The sequence below is a fragment of the Paenibacillus hebaui genome, assembly GCF_051934385.1.
GTDB lineage: Bacteria > Bacillota > Bacilli > Paenibacillales > Paenibacillaceae > Paenibacillus.
In genome coordinates this window covers 4,943,513-4,961,138 of record NZ_CP196836.1, presented here as the reverse complement: position 1 = coordinate 4,961,138, position 17,626 = coordinate 4,943,513, and the positions used below count along the sequence as shown (strand labels likewise).

The following is a 17,626-nucleotide window of genomic DNA, read 5'->3' as shown; positions in this document are numbered from 1 at the left end:
ATGATGATTGATGTAACATCGAATTTACATTCATGTTATACACTAATGAGATAGATCATGAGAAGGAGTGAAATCCATTGAAACGTATATGTGTTTTTGCAGGCTCCAACCCGGGGAATCACCCCGATTACAGACAACAGGCCGTTAAATTGGGCAAACAGATCGCCGATCGCGGGTTTGCGCTCGTTTATGGAGGTTCCTGCATGGGGTTAATGGGTGCAGTTGCTGATGCTGCTTTGGAGCATGGTGGAGAAGTGATTGGTGTTATGCCTACAGGTTTGTTCCGGGGAGAGGTTGTTCATGGAGGTCTTACACAACTGATTGAAGTAGGGACGATGCATGAGCGCAAGGCGACGATGGCGGAACTATCGGATGGATTCATTGCACTTCCCGGAGGTATGGGGACATTTGAAGAATTATTCGAGGTACTGTGCTGGGCCCAGATTGGTATTCACCGTAAGCCGGTTGGTTTATTGAATGTGAACGGATATTATGAACCACTTATGAGAATGGTTGAGCATAGTGTGCATGAAGGCTTCTCTAATACATCCCACCTGAGTTTGTGGAGTCTGGAGTCTGAACCTGCTGAACTCCTCACCCAAATGTCATCTTATATTCCAGCAGAGCTGACCCAGAAATGGTCCCAGCTGAATAAGCAGTAAGTGCATGAGAAAGGGCCGGCAGTGCCTACCGACTCCTGTGGAAAACTTTTCGATCTGCCCAAGCAATTTTCGCTCCCGGACATAGTCTATAGTGTACTTTCTTATAGAGGGGAGTGTCACTCATGAGCGAAATTAAAGGCACAGGTTATGGATACTGTGGAGGCTTCAGTGGTGGAGCTTGGACATCAACAGGCGCAATTCTGGTGCTGTTCATTCTGCTGGTTATCATCTCGCGTACATTCATTCTGTAATTCGGTCAGCCATTCCGGGAGGGTGACATAGTCGCCGGGATAACGCCCGATGAAGAAATGGCCTTTCCATTAGAAACGTCGGTGCTGCCGGCGTTTCAGGGGAACGGTTTTTTGTTTTTTTTATAATTCAATCCGAAAATGAGAAAGACAAATCCTGCTTCCAATGGAGTTCAGAAGCAGGATGAACCGCAGGGTGTACAGAGCTGTGTAATGAGCAGACCTATACCACAACGGCAGTCTGATTGGGTGTGCCCAAGGATTTCCAGGCGATATATAGCCCGATGGCGGCTGCAATTAAGGAAAGAATGGCGGCGACAATAGCAAGCTGATCCAGGGTGTTGGTTGAACTGGAGGAGAAATTACGCTGATTTGCCGTTTTGCCGGATGTATTTTTAATATGCACAGATGATCTGGAAAGCCTGGAAGCCGACTGTGGTTGGGATGTCCGGGAACGAGGGGGTATCGGTTTCTTTTTTAAGGGCTTCAATAGTCAACCTCCTTATGGCGGAGTGTAGTGCTTCTATGGCTCATACGATATGTTATGTCGATTTGCAGATTGAGTTCGCAAAAATGAGTGAATCCCCAGCCCGCTTGATGTTATCCTATATGGATGATAGAGCCATACAATAATATGTTCTGTTAATACAGGTATGACAAACAGCGTTTATAGTGAGGATCATAGAGTTAATGTTGAACTCAGGAGGCGCTGTAAATGAAAACCATTGAAATTATTGCCCATAGGGGAGCATCCGCCGTATGTCCCGAAAATACAATGGCTGCTTTTGAACGCAGCTTGCAGCTGGGAGCGACAGGCATCGAAACGGATGTACAGATGTCCAAAGACGGCAGGCTGGTGTTGATCCATGATGAGACATTAGCTCGGACCACGGGCACGGAGGGCTGGGTTAAGGATACCCCGTATGACGAATTGCGCACACTTGACGCAGGAGCCTGGTTTCATGCAGATTTTAAGGGAGAGCGCATTCCTTCTCTGGTAGAACTTTTTGAACTCGTTCAAGGGAAAGACATCTTGCTTAATTTGGAGTTGAAAAATGGGATTATCAGTTACAAGGGAATGGAAGAGAAGATCGTGCAGTCCATTCGGAATTGGGATTTGGAACAACAGGTGATTCTCTCAAGTTTTAATCATGCATCTTTGGTTAGATGTAAACGTCTTGCTCCAGAAATTCGAACAGCACTGTTGTATATGGAAAAATTGTACCGTCCGTACGACTACGCTGCCAAATTGGAAGCATCGGCATTGCATCCCTACAAGCTGGCTGTGACACGCGAAGAAGTAGTCGCCGCGTTGGCACAGGGGATCACGACCCACCCCTTCACTGTGAACGATCCTGCGGAGATGCAGGTATTGATTGATATGGGCGTGCAAGCCATTATTACCGATGTGCCGGATGTACTGGCGGCCTTAACTGTGGTACATACCCGTTAATTTCAACATGAAAGAGCATTTTACATGCAAAATGCTGAATTAAAATCATGGCGCTGCACCAGAGCTTTTAACGCTCCGTGCAGCTTTTTTTCGTATAAAAATTCATATATGCAATAAACTTGTCCCATTTGTCCATTGCCAGAGACCGTGAGTTGACTTACAATGATCTATGGGAATGAGAATCAATATCAATATGATTATCAGTTTGGCATAAATAGAGAGGTGATTGTTGTGTACATAGGATCTGTTTACTCCACTCATAACGAGGGTGGACGCATATGAGTTCGAAAGCTTCACCAGCAAGTCATAATACCGAATCACCGACAGCCAAAATACATACTCGTCCCTGGGCTGCCACATTAATCCTGACGGGGGGAATGATGCTGCTCGCTCTGGGCATGGCGCTGTCCATTTCCTTCGGAGCCGCAGATATCAAGCTGAGCGTTGTGTGGCAAGCTATCTTTAAGTTCAATCCCGAGCTCACGCCTCACCAGATTATATGGGAGATTCGGTTGCCACGTATTCTTGGCGGTGCAATGGTAGGTGCATGTTTCGCTGTAGCAGGTGCCATTATGCAGGGGATGACCCGTAACCCACTAGCGGATTCGGGATTGCTTGGATTGAATGCTGGCGCAGGCTTTGCGCTTGCTGTCTGCTTTGCCTTTTTCCCGGGCATGCCATATATGTACATCATTATGTATTCCTTCATTGGGGCAGGACTTGGCGTTCTGTTGGTCTATGGTTTCGGTGCAGCATCCAGATCAGGACTTACGCCGCTTAGACTCGTTCTGGCAGGTGCGGCTGTATCGGCCTTGTTATCTGCGCTTAGCGAAGGAATTGCATTGTATTTTAAAATTGGACAAGACTTGGCTTTCTGGACAGCCGGCGGTGTAGCCGGAACGAAGTGGTCACAGCTTGAGGTCATGTTCCCCTGGGTGCTGGCTGCATTGATCGGAGGCCTTCTCATCTCCCGTTCCATTACTTTGCTAAGCCTCGGAGAAGACATTGCCGTTGGATTGGGTCAGCGTACGGGACTGATTAAGTTAATGGGTCTGATTGTGGTACTGATCCTCGCGGGTACAGCTGTATCTGTCGTTGGTGCTGTTGGTTTCGTAGGACTTATTATTCCCCATCTCACGCGTAAAATAGTTGGGGTAGATTATCGCTGGATCATTCCATGTTCCGCAGTGATGGGCAGTCTGCTGCTTGTATTCGCGGATCTGGCTGCACGTATGATTAACCCGCCGTACGAGACGCCCATTGGCGCCCTGGTTGCCCTTATTGGGGTACCTTTCTTCCTGTATCTGGCGCGTAAAGAAAGGAGGACTCTGTAACAATGGAATCCTCAACTATAGTTGGAGCAGAACGCAAAAAGAGAGCCAAAAGCACCATCGTCATCATTGTACTTGCTGCGCTCATTATTACGGCGTTTATCATCAGTATGAATACAGGATTTACCAAGCTTTCACCGCTTGAAGTGATACGTACTCTATTTGGTGGTGGAACGGCGAAGCAGGAGCTGATCCTGTTTGAGTTCCGTCTGCCTCGTATCGTTATTGCGGTCATGGTTGGTGCCGGATTGGCACTGTCGGGATGTATTTTGCAGGGGGTATCCCGCAATGCACTGGCAGATCCGGGTATTCTCGGTATCAACGCAGGCGCCGGACTGGTCGTCATGTTGTTTGTTTCCTTTTTCCCGACGACAACTGCGGCTCCTATATTCCTGCTACCGATTCTGGCCCTGATTGGTGCGAGTTTCGCCGCATTTCTTATCTACGTGCTTTCCTACAAAAAAGGAGAGGGCATCATGCCTACCCGCATGTTGCTTACAGGGATCGGGGTAGCGGCAGGGATCAGTTCGGCTATGATCGTACTTACGTTACGACTTAGCCCGGAGAAGTATCAATTCGTAGCTACCTGGATGGCAGGCAGCATCTGGGGTTCCAACTGGAAATTCGTAACGGCACTCCTGCCGTTTCTCATTATTCTCATTCCATTGGTACTGTATAAGGCGCGTGTATTGAATGTATTGAATCTTGGGGATCAGACAGCAAGTGGCTTAGGTACTCCTGTTGAGCGGGAACGATTAATCTTGCTGGCTGCTGCTGTAGGACTGGCCGGATCATGCGTGTCCGTTAGTGGTGGTATTGGTTTCGTAGGTCTGATCGGTCCACACTTGGCACGTCGCCTGGTTGGTCCAAAACATCAGTTCTTGTTGCCTGCATCTGCACTGATCGGTTCATTGCTTGTACTGGTTGCGGATACGCTGGGCCGTGTTATTCTGCAGCCTTCCGAGATTCCGGCCGGTATTCTCGTTGCCATCATCGGTGCCCCATACTTCCTGTATCTCTTGAGCAGGACGAAATAGAACGTAATCATCATTGTGTGGTTGCATAAGGAGGACTTTAGTCCATGCTTCGCCGTTTCTTTGCCTATTACAGGCCTTACAAAAAGCTCTTTATTCTTGATTTTAGCTGTGCGATCCTGGTCGCCCTGCTGGAGCTGGCTTTTCCGCTGGCGGTAAACCGCGTGGTGGATGATCTGCTGCCAGGCGGCCGCTGGGATTGGATTCTATGGGCATGTTTGGCATTGCTCGGTATCTACTTCCTGAATTCATTTCTGAACTTCGTGGTTACCTATTGGGGACACAAGCTGGGGATTAACATTGAGACGGACATGCGTAAAAGCCTGTTTAATCATGTGCAGAAGTTATCGTTCCGTTTCTTTGATAATACGAAAACCGGGCACCTGGTCTCTCGCATGACCAACGACTTGATGGATATCGGTGAGATTGCCCATCATGGTCCAGAGGATGTATTTATTGCGGTGATGACTCTGGTGGGTGCTTTCAGCATCATGATGAGCATTAACGGGAATTTGGCCGTGTTAACGTTTATCATTGTGCCGCTCATTATTTATCTGTCGTTGTATTTTGGTAGCAAAATGTCAAAGGCATTTAGCCGCATGTTCGGTGATATTGCGGACTTCAACGCTCGCGTTGAGAACAATGTAAGTGGTATTCGCGTTGTTCAAGCTTTTGCCAATGAAGAGCACGAGAAGGCACAGTTCGCTGTGAACAACAGCCGTTTCCGCCAAACCAAGCTGATTGCGTACAAAATCATGGCCTGGAACTCATCGATCAGTTACATGCTGATGAAGCTGGTGTCCCTCTTTGTATTGGTATGCGGCACATGGTTTGTCATTCAAGGCAGTATGAGTTACGGTCAATTTATTGCCTTTATTATGTTGTCCAATGTGTTCCTGACACCGATTCAGAAGATTAACTCCGTTATCGAGACCTATCCCAAAGGGATTGCCGGTTTCAAACGGTACACGGAACTGCTGGATATGGAGCCGGATGTCGAAGATCGACCGGGTGCCGCTACGGTATCACACCTGCGTGGAGATATTCGTTATGAGCAAGTAACCTTTGGTTATTCGGATCAGGAACCTGTTCTCAAAGGCATCGATCTAGATATCCAGGCTGGCGAAACGGTGGCCCTTGTTGGACCATCGGGTGCAGGGAAAACAACGCTGTGCAGTCTGCTACCTCGATTCTATGATGTGCTGGAAGGTCGCATCACGATCGATGGTCAGGAGATACAGGATATGACGCTGGATTCATTGCGCAGCCAGATTGGTATTGTTCAGCAGGATGTGTTCCTGTTTGATGGCAGCATTCGAGAGAACATTGCCTACGGCAAGCTGAATGCATCCGAAGACGAAATCTGGATGGCCGCTCGCCGTGCACAGATGGAAACACTGATTCTATCCATGCCAGAAGGGCTGGATACGTTAATTGGTGAACGCGGCGTGAAGCTGTCCGGCGGACAGAAACAGCGTTTGTCGATTGCGCGCATGTTCCTGAAGAATCCACCGATTCTGATTTTGGACGAAGCGACTTCTGCGCTCGATACCGAGACGGAAGCTGCGATTCAGCAATCACTTGCTGAGCTGTCAGAAGGACGGACTACACTTGTTATTGCCCACAGACTGGCAACAATCAAAAATGCAGACCGCATTATCGTTGTGGCCGAGCAGGGTATTACGGAGCAAGGACGTCATGACGAACTGCTTGCAGCAGGTGGCGTATATAGTCGTCTGCACTATGCACAGTTTGGCGCGTAACTTACCCGATGTGGATGTAACATTGTGAGTATAAGAAATAACGCCATTATCCATGACTTGGAAGGAGTCAGGATGATGGCGTTTGTTTTTTATTTTTCATGATTAGGGTGTGTGTCTACGGAGCTGTCTTACAGTCACAGGAAGATCATCGAGCACCAAACGGGGTAATTATAGTCAAGAGGGCGCTTAACTTGTATGATATGTTCATCATGATGAGATCTCTCGCATATCCTTCCTGTGGAACGGAACGTGATATAAAAGGGAAATGCTTTGGCACAGATGGATTAATCGATTGTAGGAGGCGAAGAAAATGCTGAAAATCCTCATAACTTGCCTGATTTTTATTTTGATTCTAATACTCTTGGTGCAAGGGATTCGTAAGCTCTCCAGTACTGGAACGGACTCAGGCTTCAGGCGCCGGGGTGGATGGTTAATTGGACTTTTCTTGGTGGGCGCTGTGCCACTCGGTTTTGCATTGTACACAGAGATCGTGGATGAACGCCTGGATGCCAACATCGGGTTAGGGCTTGCCATGCTGTTTGTTTGGGCCTATTGTGCTGTCTTGTTGTGCGCGGCATTGGTGATCTGGGGAAGGTATTTGTACAAAAGGGATATAAAGAAGTGAAGTATTGGGATTGATAATGCCGGACCGCCCGTCAGGAAGTTAAGGGTGAGCCAAAGGCTGTATTTGCAACAATAACCTGAAATAGAACGTTAAATTTAGAAAGAGGTGTTAATAAAGGGGGATTTACATATGTCCAATCTTCGTCGAGTCCTCTTATTGCTCTCAATCCTGATCGTGTGCCTTACGGGATGTTCAGGACATATCGAGTGCAACTCCGTGCAGGCTCAAGCGAATGCACCGAGTGAAGATGGATTCACTGGTTATGTGGTTGACCGTAAAGACGCTTCCATTCTTGTGGTTGATCCTGCATATGAAGACTTCAGTGCGAACGGAGGAGGAAGTCGGTATTATCCGGCAAAATGGTTCTCCAATGCGCCTGATCCACAGCTCGGCTCTTATGTTGAAGTTTGGACGGATGGAAGCCCAGAAAATCAACCCTATCCCGGGCAAGCCAGAGCAGAAACGATTGCGGTATCGTGCCCAGTGACACCGGATGGTGCGCACATGACGGATGCGGATGCGATTCGTAGCGGACTGCGTTCACCTGATGCAAAAAACATCCATATTCCCGTCATAGAGGACACCCGGTTTGATGCGGATGCAGGGACATGGACCATTCGGATGCAAGATGCAATGACAGCGAATGAAGGGCAAGTCGTGCATGTGACCGTGAAGGACGAGGAGCAAGTGGAGATGCAGGGCGGAGAATGAGGGGATTCATGGCATTATGATGGTGGGGAGAGAGCATAGTATGAACATAAGAGAGATGTTACCACGAGACAAACATGATTTGGAAGCGGTGCGTAAGTTAAGTGAATTCAGTAATGAAGAGTTAAAAGGCATTATCCCTGATCTTACGGAATGGTTACAAGACGGAAATTGGCCCATTGCCAAACCAGTAGAGGATTTGCTTTTAAGATTTGGAGAAGAACTGATTCCTCATATTCAAAATGTTTTTAAAACAAAAGATCCACAGTGGGAATATTTTATGCTAAGTGGTTTAATTAGTAGATTGCCTTCGCAATATTTGATAATGTTAAAGGACGATTTAGAAAGAATATTAGAAAATCCTACGGAAGATGAGATACTTGAGGAATTGGATGAGGTTATCATACCGCTACTGAATAAAATACAATAACAAGCATTTTAAGAAACACATTTTTCAGTCTAGTGATTCAGGAAAGTTCTTAAAATTCTTACTGAGGAGTAGTCCTTCACAACCTTGAACGGCCTAATGCCATTCAGGGTTGTTTTTTTTGCCAAAAAATCAAATCCATACGGTGGACATCACTCAAGCCTTCAGCCACAGATGTTTTTTTGCGGAGTAGAAATTGTTGATCTGCTTATGTTTAATCTGCAATCCACGAAAAAACGAACATATGTTTTACGAATCCATTGACTTTTTGTCCTGACAATAATATATTATTGTCAGGACAAAAAGAGAGGTGAAGCAAATGTCCTCCAAAAAGATAGGGCGTCCTCCATCTGACAAACCCAAAAGCAAAACGATTGAGATACGTGTCGATGAGGAAATTATGAGCAAGCTTGATGCTTCTGCTGAAAAGCTGAAGACGACACGTTCAGACATCGTTCGTAAAGGGATTGAAAAGGTGTTCGACGAGCTCCAAAAATAAAAAAAGGAAGCAGCGTTCGTCCCGAGAAGAACACCGCTACTTCCTATGCGCAATCACTTGGAATGAGCTGACTGCATAAATATCCTACCATGTGCAGAACGCTCATTCAAGTCGATGCGATTACATTCCTAGGAGGATGCACATGAATTCGATATTGGAAGCACTTTATAGTGGGCGACTTCGCCCGGACGAGACGATGATGCCGACTCATCCTGAGTATCAATTGTTGGGCCGACAAATTGCAATTATGACAGAACAATGGAAAAATCAATTGAGCGAGGAAGAATTCCGTGAGCTTGAACAGTTGTTCGACTTGTGTGGTCAATGTGATGGCATGCACAGCGAAGCTGCATTTATTCAGGGATTTCGGTTGGGGGCCAATATGCTCATCGAAGTAATGAGTCAACGTGAGGAGTCAGTTTTGGCGACTTCATAGGCTTAATAATGTGATAATGAGTCAAGTATACTTATATATAACATATGCGCAATAAAAATAAGCCCTCGGTCCTGCTGACACTAAAGCAGCAGGACTAGAGGGCTTGTATCTTTTTTTCACGCCAAATGACTAACAATCAGTCACTCCATTAATCCATTTAACCAACAACACTGCTCCAGCTTAATCCGTAATGTTGCCCGACATCTTCAGACGGCGAGCAATTTCCTTGAATTCTTCCTGGGAAATGCCTGGCGCGAATTCTTCCTCCACCGCCGGAGCCTCGGGAATTGGGAACCCTTTAGGTACGCCTTGAATGACTTCCAGAGGTTGTCCATCTTCGGGGTGAGTGCCTTTCCAGATCTGACTGATGGCGTTGAAGTCATTATCGCTATAGGTATACAGTTTGGTGTGTACGCCTTTTTCTTCATATTTGCGGGCCTCATTGAAGGCTTTATTGTCCAGGGACGGGATCGGCACTAGTTTGGTCACGTTGACACCTGTGGCGATTTCAAGCGCTTTGGCATACGCCACGACATGCACGCCGCCGCGGACCAGCAGGAAGCCGACGACTTCCCGCGCTGCTGGGTGATCCGTCATCTCATATACTTTCATTTTATGGGTACGGGCACCACATTCGAGGAAGAAGTTATGCAGCAGATCCTCAACCAGATTGCCGCTGTTAAATACATTCGCCCCCGTCCACGGGTTGCCCATGGAGTCGAATGGCATCGCGCCTTGTGCTCCTGCCAGATAGTGATAGGAGAGACGCGCGTCTTTGACCGAACCCAGTGGTGTATCGTCCGGTTCTTTGTATTCTGTAGAACCCCGCAGACAGTGGTTGATGCCGTGAGACACCAGCTCCACATGACCCAATTCCTCGGCGGTGATACTCATCACTAGATCATAGAAGGGCTTCAGCTTTTCTTTGGAACGAAAATTAAAGGATTGGTAGAGGTAGTTGTTCAATGTTGACATTTCTCCAAATTTGCCACCCAGCAATTCCTGAATGGCTGCGGCTGCATTGGGGTCAGGCTTCTCGACATTGGGAATCTCGATCAGGATTTCATCCATGCGTTTGAACATTGGAATATAACCTCCTCAAAATGGTGTTTCAGTCCTTAGCTATTCCAGATAATGGAGTCATTCTGTCAAGGCCTATTACACGTTTAATGGATGTTTTAAACAACAAAACAACCAAATGGGACTAAAGGATTGCATCACAGATACCTCAACTTTTCTCACAACTTCTCCTGTTAGTTATTTTCAATGCGATGAATTTTATGTATAATCAAACATTCAAACGAGTTCTCAAGTTACAAGAGAGTCATGAAATCATAAAGGAGTAAGAGATGAACAAACGTTGGATGAAAATTTCGTGGATCATGGTGATCCTGATGTACATAACTAGCTTTCCTGTAATAGCGTATGCTACGAGCGAGGTCCAAGTGGATGAACAGACGAGGCAACTACTTGAAGAAAAGTACAATTTGGACCGGCCTGAGGAGCCGCAGACGCAAGCAAACTTGTTTTCGGGGGATTGGGGTATGAGTTTTCGTTACAATACGGAGCCGGATACGTTCGACAGGCTTATGCAGATCGTTCCCTTTTCATTGCGGCCACTGGCCTGGATCTTGCGTTTATTCGTGTAAAATGAAACCCGGACGGGCAGGCTAACAGAAAACCTATTGCCCCAAGGAGTGAGTGCACATGAAAATGCTCATCGTTACACTAATGACGGTGGTTCTAAGTTTGGCAGGATTCACCACAGCCTCGGCTACTGGAGGTGCAATCCCCGATTATGCGAAGTGGGGAATTATTGCGGTAAAAGAGACACAAACGAAGTACAACGCGGATATTTTGGATTACAAACACATTGGCCGTACCTCGTTAACAGCAGACCAATCCCGGGAACAGTTCAAATTATGGGTGCGTAACAAAGAGGGTAAACAATTTGCAGTATATGTAAATGTTGATTTTAATCCGTCTACACAGCAACTGAAAAAGGTGGAATTCACTGAATCCGACCGACGTTGACCCGTGTGTAGTTAAGTCCTTGAACTAAATGTATAGAATGGTCCATGAACATCTATAGCGAACCGTTATAGAACCAGACTTCCCTAATCTATAGGGTATGAGTCTGGTTTTTTTATTTTCATAAAATCCTTTTTTTAGCTATTGAATAAAGAACCTATGTTCGCATATAATAAGGAATACAAACAAATGTTCTTATTGGAGGGATGATTATGCTAGGGAAATATATTGGTCAGATGGTGGAGCTTGTCTACATGGATCGTGCCGGGCAGATTACGCAGCGACAGATTCGAATCAACAGTGTGCGGGGCGGGATGATTCGGGCAACAGCAGGACAGGAAGGCTCACCCAGAACGTTTCTGGAGCAAGGTATTCTCGCATGGCGTCCGGTACTTCATAAGGATGGGAAGGAAGAAATATGCTGAATGATTTTGAACGAAAAATTTTGCGAATTATCGTTAATTATGCTGGACAGCGGCGCCGGGTGCCACGAATGGATGAGTTAGAGAACAAGACGGGCCGAAGCAAAGCAGTGATTCATGAGTCATTGCTGGAGCTTGAACGCAGGCAACATATTGTGTGGGATAACAAATCCACTTTGGAAGGTATACAAATTTTGCAGGCATGGGAGCAGGAACCACTGCCGGTCCGCAAGAGCAAGCCTGCTGGTGATGCTGTAAAATATTTTACGGATTATTAAGATGCAATAAAAACGCCAACCCGGAATTGCCGGATTGGCGCTTGTTGTGAGCTTGGTGTGAAGCAAAGAGCATCTATTTTTAGAACATGGGAAGTTGATCGAGATTGTTGGTCGGGTCGCCGTCCGCGTCACCACGAATGTACATTTCGCCATCTTTACCTTTGAACACGTTCACACCAGCAATAGCACCAGCCTGTACTTCCGAAAGGGCCTGTTGATAATCGAGTACACGTCCTGCTGAAGTCTGGAACGCAGTGAGATCACCGTCACCATTTTTTTGGACTGCTGTGAAGCTTTCGCGTGTCGTTTGATCCATGTTTTCGCACTCTCCTTATATGACCAAATAGGAATCTGGTTCCTCTTTAGCCTGTCCTAATCATAAGAAAGTATGCACAAACCTGTTACATCAGACATGCCAAAGCGAGATTTTACAAACTCTTTTTCATGCGAACATGCAGAATATCTGCCTCATAAAATGGTTCTTCCGAAATGACTTCATATCCAAGCTTCTCATAGAATTGCTGTGCCTGGCATTGCGCATCCAGTACAGCGTAAGACAAGCCCAATTCACGTGCTCGCTCTTCCATGGCTAACAGAAGGACACGTCCATACCCGAAAGCCCGATGAGATTTGAGCACAGCGATCCGCTGCATTTTGGCGGTATCTTTGGTGTAATAGATTAGACGCCCCGTTGCTACAGCCTGTCCATCTGTATTCAACAACACATGATGCACATCAGGGCTGATGACATCATATTGATCAATTTCAATTTCGGCAGGTACCTGCTGCTCCATCACAAAAACGTCATTGCGGATCCTTAATGCTTGCTGGAGTTGTTCTTCTGTTGTTACATAATTAATTTCCGCTGCCAATTCCATTCCTTCTTTCTGCTCTTGCGCGACATATCAGACTGAATTATACAAAAAAATGCTTTTCCTGTATAGTTGAGTCTGGGACATATTGGGAGAGGAGGGCTAGTGATGGGCATGGCAGGTGTCATGGTAATTACATTGTTGATGTCAGCGGGAATGATTGCTTTGTTGTATTACGTGACCAAGAAAGCGTACTCCCGAAAGTGGGAAGAGGACGAGTGAAGGCTCCCCTGATATCCTTCAGGGTAAAACTTCATTATTGCCTTGTGGGGAGTAAACATCATGCACGATGGACTTCGAATATACATCGAGCCAGACAGGCAGATCATCATTCATCTCATTGGGCTGCTGTAACTGCTGGAATTGTACCGTATGTTCATCCCGTTCCAAGCTGCAACCGACACCAGTACTGATTAGTACAACAAGCGCAAGCAGACAGGTTACGTTTTTGATTGTTATAAATGAACGTAGTTTGTGTTCTCTTCTGTTACTCATGTAGAAGTCACCTCGTCTTTTAAATGGTAATCATTCCTTTATTGTGTACCAATTCGGATGAATTATAACCAAATTAATGATTGACAATGAACACGGTTACTTGATATGATACTGGTACTTGATTGGAAAACAATTAGATATCATGATCTGTTAGCTCAGCTGGATTATAGTAGTAAGATCATGAGTGAGACAATTCCATTATTACAGGGCGATAGCTCAGCGGGAGAGCATTATCTTGACAGGGTAAGGGTCGTGGGTTCGATCCCCACTCGTCCTATATGAAAAATCAAAAAACAACCTCTTTTGAGAATTATATCTCAAATGGGGTTGTTTTTTTGATTTTGTTTTTGGCTTGATTTGCGAGTTGAACAAACGCTGTTCACATGATAGGGTCTTTATATAGCCTTGTGACTGGATGATTGCGAGCACTGTTTTAATATCATCCCTATATCCCTAGTTTTTATGCGAAAAATTTTTATATAGCAGTACTATCTCCTTTGGCATATAAATGATGCTGATTAAATGAAAGAGGCGAGGGAATTGATTGAAATAACTCCTGATCTGGTGAGACATTTAATTGATAGCCAATTTCCGAAGTGGACAGATTTAGAGATAACACCTGTAGAAAAAAGCGGGCACGATAATCGTACCTATCGACTGGGAAGAGATATGACGATTCGGCTGCCGAGTCATGAGCGTTATGCCTCTGCGGTTGAGAAAGAAATGAAATGGCTTCCTGTGTTCGAACCTCTTCTGTCCTTGCCAATTCCTGCTCCTGTTGCACAAGGAAAACCTACAGACGAATATCCGCTTCCATGGTCCATCAACCGTTGGATTGAAGGCGAAACCGCCACACATGCCAACGTACCGGATCTAAACGCATTTGCCGAAGAACTTGCGAGTTTTCTGAAAGAATTAGAGTCGATCGATGCAAGCCACGGTATTCCGGCAGGGACACAAAACTTTCATCGTGGGGGAAGCTTGGCGGTTTATGACCAGGATACAAGGTCCGTCATCGAGAGGTTATCCGGTCATTATGATCAAAAACTCATAACTGAGATTTGGGAAACGGCTCTTGCAACGAAATATCAATCGACACCGTTATGGCTACATGGTGATGTTGCAGTGGGTAATCTGCTTGTGCGAGATGGGCGAATGTGCGGTGTCATTGATTTCGGAACTATGGGCGTCGGTGATCCTTCAAGCGACCTGGTGATGGCATGGAACTTTTTTGATGATGCAAGTCGCCCCATATTTCTAAGCAGCATGAATGTTGACCAAGATACTGTGAATCGTGCACGTGGTTGGGCATTGTGGAAAGCACTCATCACCTATGCGTGGAATGAACAAAGCTCGGAAGCGTCAAATTGGGGAAAACATATAATCGATGTTATTATTCAGGACTACAAATTGCTATAGATGAGATGGACCTGTAGTGATACAGCATGGCACGCCAAGATTTAATTAATGATAACTTTTAGTAAAGATAAAATTTTGGTTGAAATCAAGGCTATATAAGTTGAACTAAAGATATATTCACACGTACACTCCGATGACAGAATAACCTTCCAATCGCTGTTATCCCCAGATTTTTTTGATTCCCTTTTCTCAAGGGGAAAATCCGGTGATAAAGGCGAACGCTTCGCTTTTTCAGGTTTTTTCTGTCCTCTCCGTTTCTGTGTAAATGATTAGTTCAACTTATATAGAATAAAAGATTTACTCGGTCATTTATTCAGTGAGAGTAAAAATGCTGAGAGATCACTTTCCTGACAGAATTAGAGGTCAGTGGTTCGAGCCCACTATAGATCATAACCGAGAAGCCTTGATATATAAGGCTTCTTTTTTGTGTCCTACATAGAATTAGATACAATTTGGAGTATTTTAATGAAAATCCCTCCTTTTTTTAAACAAAACTTAAATCACATATAACCTTCAACGTAAGGTTTGCCTTCTATACTTGGTTCTATGATCAACATACATCATTAGAAGGAGAGAACTTATGAACTATTCAAGTCCATTTACGTCAAAGTTAATTAAAATGGGGATCGCGAGTACGTTGGCTCTGATTCTGGCAGCATGTCCCCTTGTGAATACGAGTTATGCTGCCGCTCAAACGGCACCCACATCTACAGTTGTGCAAACGACAAAGGAGGATGTTGCGGAGCAGGTACCTATTCAATACCATATTCAGGCTCGACTGAATGAGAAGGACATGACCCTCCAGGGTAGCGAAAGGATTACGTACCGTAACACAAGCAAGGATACACTGAAGCAATTAGTCCTTCATACGTATGCTGATGCGAATCTGTCGAAGTCTACCCAGGCGACGATGTATCAACAAGATAATGAAAATATCAGCAAAAATAATCCGAATAAAAAACCGGAAGATTTTCTTGGCGGAATAGATATTCAGGAAGTGACGACAGCAGGTGGTCAATCTCTTGATTTCAATAACGAGAACCAAGCGTTGACCGTGCAATTGACTGAACCTGTACAACCAGGCAAATCTGTCTCGTTTCAAGTGAGTTTTCATCTGAACATTCCATATGGATCGCAGCGCATATCGTATTACCAGGATATTATCAATGGAGCGCACTGGTTCCCTGTAATGTCTGTCTATGACGAGGGCAAGCATCAGTGGAATACATCACCGTATAGTCAAACATTCGAAAGCGACTATTATACCTCGGCGGACTATGAAGTTGACTTAAATGTTCCGGATAATTATCAGGTAGCGATGCCTGGCGTTATCACAACACGAGATGATCCCGAACATGGACGTAAAATCGTATCCGCTCTGGCCGAGAATACAAGGGAGTTTGTTTTCATTGCCAGTCCGAAATTTCAAGTGCACAGCGTTACCCGTAACGGCCTGACGGTCGAGTACTATTATTTTGACAACCAGCCTGAAAAAAAAGAGATCGTTGATCAATATATTGATCAGGCATTCAAAACCATTAATTTTTTCAGTGACAAGTATGGGAAGTACCCTTATCCGGAGTTCCGAATTGTTGAGACGTATGTGAAAGGCGTAGCCGTGGAGTACGCAAGGCTTATTCAAATGGGACAAATTCAAAGCGGTGCTGTTCCAGAGAAAGATACGACATTTGTGCATGAGATTGCGCATCAGTGGTTCCATGCATTAATTGGGAATAATTCAGAGACAGAGTCGTTCCTGGATGAAGGATTTGCGGATTTTTCAATGGTTTATTTTACGGAGAATCAGGGGGACAAGCTAAATGGCTTTAGATCCATACAGTTTGATGATTCACCAATAGAGGTGGCGATTGCATCAACGAATGATGAGGTAGAGGACTTGGCCAGTCTGGTCTACTATCAAAAAGGACGACAAGCGATATACCAGCTTTACCGCTCCGTCGGTGAAGAGAAGTTTGATCACTTTATGAAAGAATATTTCAAACGATACGTGTACCAAAATGCGACGATTGATGGACTTCTTCATACCATCGAAGATGTGCTCGGAAAAGAACAGCGTATGGAAATGGAGGCAGCACTATATAAACCAAATTTTGTGTTGAAGCCTGAATACCAGCTATCGGTAGAAGAGAGAACTGCATATTTGCATGACATTTTTCAATTGCAGTATCAGACAACCATGAATCTGATTCCGGACTTACCTTTTGAAGTCATGAACCGCATGATGGATAAAGTTCTTCAAGGTGAGCGTTTAACCATTGTGCTCAGTGATCAGGTAAGCGAGAAAGCAGGCAAGCAGCAGGAAGTGATCGTGAGTCAGCTGACCTCATTTTTGAATATGAGTGGTGTGAAGTATGACGTGGTCAGGGATCGTCGTGAACTGAAGCAGAAAATGAAAAAGGACATAGCTACCAGCAACCTGATTGTGATTGGCAATGCGAAGTCAAACGGATTGGTGCAGGCTTTGAAATTCAGCATCATGGACCGGGCGAAACAGATTGGTTTTGACTGGAAGGAGAACATGAAGCAACCTCTGGCTGCCGGTGCGTACATTACCAAACATCCTTATAATCAGAAGCGGTTGATGCTGCACTATTTCTGGAATGAAGATCATCTGAGTGATGCAAGATTTGAACCATTTATGATGAAAATACAGCAATCTATCGGATTCACTACTGATTTTTATCAGTATTATGTACTGGACAAAAATGGCAAGGAGAAGCTCGATAAAAAAGTGAAGAATCCTCTTTCTCCATTTTTTGCAGGGGAATAACTGTTTTTGCGAAAGGTTTGGGAGGCTCTGGAACAGGTGGCATGTTAAGTTATGGAGAAATCAGGTTAGCCAATCCCTATTGGTTAGCCTGTTTTGTCATGTTGAACACACGTTAACGGCTTGTATTACATT

At 45.2% G+C, this 17,626-nt stretch carries 22 protein-coding genes and 1 tRNA gene; 18 read left to right on the top strand and 5 right to left on the bottom strand.

Going from position 1 to position 17,626, the window contains the following annotated elements; genetic code table 11:
• Positions 1-77 precede the first annotated feature (77 nt).
• Both ACR32F_RS22540 and ACR32F_RS22535 read left to right on the top strand, forming a co-directional pair.
• Complete coding sequence (locus ACR32F_RS22540) at positions 78-662, top strand: TIGR00730 family Rossman fold protein (protein WP_440110947.1); 585 nt, start codon at positions 78-80, stop codon at positions 660-662.
• A gap of 122 nt (positions 663-784) precedes the next feature.
• Complete coding sequence (locus ACR32F_RS22535; protein ID WP_440110945.1) at positions 785-913, top strand: sporulation protein YjcZ; 129 nt, start codon at positions 785-787, stop codon at positions 911-913.
• A gap of 220 nt (positions 914-1,133) precedes the next feature.
• Here the strand turns inward: ACR32F_RS22535 and ACR32F_RS22530 are convergent, their stop codons facing one another.
• Entirely contained in the window at positions 1,134-1,400 is a 267-nt protein-coding gene (locus tag ACR32F_RS22530; protein WP_440110943.1) for a hypothetical protein, read from the bottom strand.
• Between the two features lie 225 nt (positions 1,401-1,625).
• Here ACR32F_RS22530 and ACR32F_RS22525 point away from each other — a divergent pair, with 225 nt between their 5' ends.
• The 9 genes from ACR32F_RS22525 (at position 1,626) to ACR32F_RS22485 (ending at position 9,186) form a co-directional block, all read left to right on the top strand.
• Positions 1,626-2,363 carry a glycerophosphodiester phosphodiesterase gene (locus tag ACR32F_RS22525; RefSeq protein WP_440110941.1) on the top strand — a complete coding sequence of 246 codons (738 nt, stop codon included), beginning with the start codon at positions 1,626-1,628 and terminating at the stop codon, positions 2,361-2,363.
• A 278-nt stretch (positions 2,364-2,641) separates the two neighbouring features.
• A complete protein-coding gene (locus tag ACR32F_RS22520; RefSeq protein ID WP_440110939.1) occupies positions 2,642-3,697 on the top strand; it encodes a FecCD family ABC transporter permease in 1,056 nt (351 codons plus the stop codon).
• Positions 3,698-3,699: 2 nt separating this feature from the next.
• Positions 3,700-4,731, top strand: a complete 1,032-nt coding sequence (locus ACR32F_RS22515) for a FecCD family ABC transporter permease (RefSeq protein ID WP_440110937.1) — start codon at positions 3,700-3,702, stop codon at positions 4,729-4,731.
• Positions 4,732-4,775: 44 nt separating this feature from the next.
• Positions 4,776-6,491, top strand: a complete 1,716-nt coding sequence (locus tag ACR32F_RS22510) for an ABC transporter ATP-binding protein (protein ID WP_440110935.1) — start codon at positions 4,776-4,778, stop codon at positions 6,489-6,491.
• 310 nt (positions 6,492-6,801) lie between these two features.
• Positions 6,802-7,116, top strand: a complete 315-nt coding sequence (locus tag ACR32F_RS22505; protein ID WP_440110933.1) for a hypothetical protein — start codon at positions 6,802-6,804, stop codon at positions 7,114-7,116.
• Between the two features lie 129 nt (positions 7,117-7,245).
• Positions 7,246-7,827 carry a DUF3221 domain-containing protein gene (locus ACR32F_RS22500; RefSeq protein WP_440110932.1) on the top strand — a complete coding sequence of 194 codons (582 nt, stop codon included), beginning with the start codon at positions 7,246-7,248 and terminating at the stop codon, positions 7,825-7,827.
• A 40-nt stretch (positions 7,828-7,867) separates the two neighbouring features.
• Complete coding sequence (locus ACR32F_RS22495; RefSeq protein WP_440110930.1) at positions 7,868-8,254, top strand: DUF5071 domain-containing protein; 387 nt, start codon at positions 7,868-7,870, stop codon at positions 8,252-8,254.
• Between the two features lie 316 nt (positions 8,255-8,570).
• The gene (locus tag ACR32F_RS22490; protein ID WP_440110928.1) at positions 8,571-8,750 is read left to right on the top strand and encodes a ribbon-helix-helix domain-containing protein; all 180 of its coding nucleotides are present in this window, start codon (positions 8,571-8,573) and stop codon (positions 8,748-8,750) included.
• 142 nt (positions 8,751-8,892) lie between these two features.
• On the top strand, positions 8,893-9,186 hold the full coding sequence (locus ACR32F_RS22485) for a DUF6809 family protein (protein WP_440110926.1): 294 nt from the start codon (positions 8,893-8,895) through the stop codon (positions 9,184-9,186).
• A 180-nt stretch (positions 9,187-9,366) separates the two neighbouring features.
• On the opposite strand, the gene ACR32F_RS22480 is transcribed toward ACR32F_RS22485, so the two are convergent.
• The gene (locus tag ACR32F_RS22480) at positions 9,367-10,269 is read right to left on the bottom strand and encodes a manganese catalase family protein (protein ID WP_440110924.1); all 903 of its coding nucleotides are present in this window, start codon (positions 10,267-10,269) and stop codon (positions 9,367-9,369) included.
• 266 nt (positions 10,270-10,535) lie between these two features.
• Here ACR32F_RS22480 and ACR32F_RS22475 point away from each other — a divergent pair, with 266 nt between their 5' ends.
• The 4 genes from ACR32F_RS22475 (at position 10,536) to ACR32F_RS22460 (ending at position 11,917) form a co-directional block, all read left to right on the top strand.
• The gene (locus ACR32F_RS22475; RefSeq protein WP_440110922.1) at positions 10,536-10,835 is read left to right on the top strand and encodes a hypothetical protein; all 300 of its coding nucleotides are present in this window, start codon (positions 10,536-10,538) and stop codon (positions 10,833-10,835) included.
• 58 nt (positions 10,836-10,893) lie between these two features.
• Complete coding sequence (locus ACR32F_RS22470) at positions 10,894-11,220, top strand: DUF3889 domain-containing protein (RefSeq protein WP_440110920.1); 327 nt, start codon at positions 10,894-10,896, stop codon at positions 11,218-11,220.
• 209 nt (positions 11,221-11,429) lie between these two features.
• Positions 11,430-11,642 (top strand): hypothetical protein, encoded by a 213-nt coding sequence (locus ACR32F_RS22465; RefSeq protein WP_440110918.1) that lies wholly within the window; start codon positions 11,430-11,432, stop codon positions 11,640-11,642.
• Entirely contained in the window at positions 11,636-11,917 is a 282-nt protein-coding gene (locus ACR32F_RS22460) for a hypothetical protein (protein ID WP_440110916.1), read from the top strand. Before ACR32F_RS22465 ends, ACR32F_RS22460 begins: the two co-directional genes overlap by 7 nt.
• Before the next feature lie 79 nt (positions 11,918-11,996).
• On the opposite strand, the gene ACR32F_RS22455 is transcribed toward ACR32F_RS22460, so the two are convergent.
• From ACR32F_RS22455 to ACR32F_RS22445, 3 genes are all read right to left on the bottom strand, one after another.
• Entirely contained in the window at positions 11,997-12,233 is a 237-nt protein-coding gene (locus tag ACR32F_RS22455) for a DUF3892 domain-containing protein (RefSeq protein WP_440110914.1), read from the bottom strand.
• Between the two features lie 112 nt (positions 12,234-12,345).
• On the bottom strand, positions 12,346-12,789 hold the full coding sequence (locus ACR32F_RS22450) for a GNAT family N-acetyltransferase (protein WP_440119984.1): 444 nt from the start codon (positions 12,787-12,789) through the stop codon (positions 12,346-12,348).
• 240 nt (positions 12,790-13,029) lie between these two features.
• Entirely contained in the window at positions 13,030-13,284 is a 255-nt protein-coding gene (locus tag ACR32F_RS22445; protein WP_440110912.1) for a hypothetical protein, read from the bottom strand.
• A 205-nt stretch (positions 13,285-13,489) separates the two neighbouring features.
• On the opposite strand from ACR32F_RS22445, the gene ACR32F_RS22440 reads away from it, so the two are divergent.
• The 3 genes from ACR32F_RS22440 to ACR32F_RS22430 all read left to right on the top strand — a co-directional run bounded on the left by ACR32F_RS22440 (position 13,490) and on the right by ACR32F_RS22430 (position 17,494).
• Positions 13,490-13,561 (top strand) — tRNA-Val (locus tag ACR32F_RS22440).
• A 263-nt stretch (positions 13,562-13,824) separates the two neighbouring features.
• Entirely contained in the window at positions 13,825-14,703 is an 879-nt protein-coding gene (locus ACR32F_RS22435; protein ID WP_440110910.1) for an aminoglycoside phosphotransferase family protein, read from the top strand.
• 580 nt (positions 14,704-15,283) lie between these two features.
• On the top strand, positions 15,284-17,494 hold the full coding sequence (locus tag ACR32F_RS22430) for a M1 family metallopeptidase (RefSeq protein WP_440110908.1): 2,211 nt from the start codon (positions 15,284-15,286) through the stop codon (positions 17,492-17,494).
• Positions 17,495-17,626: the final 132 nt, after the last annotated feature.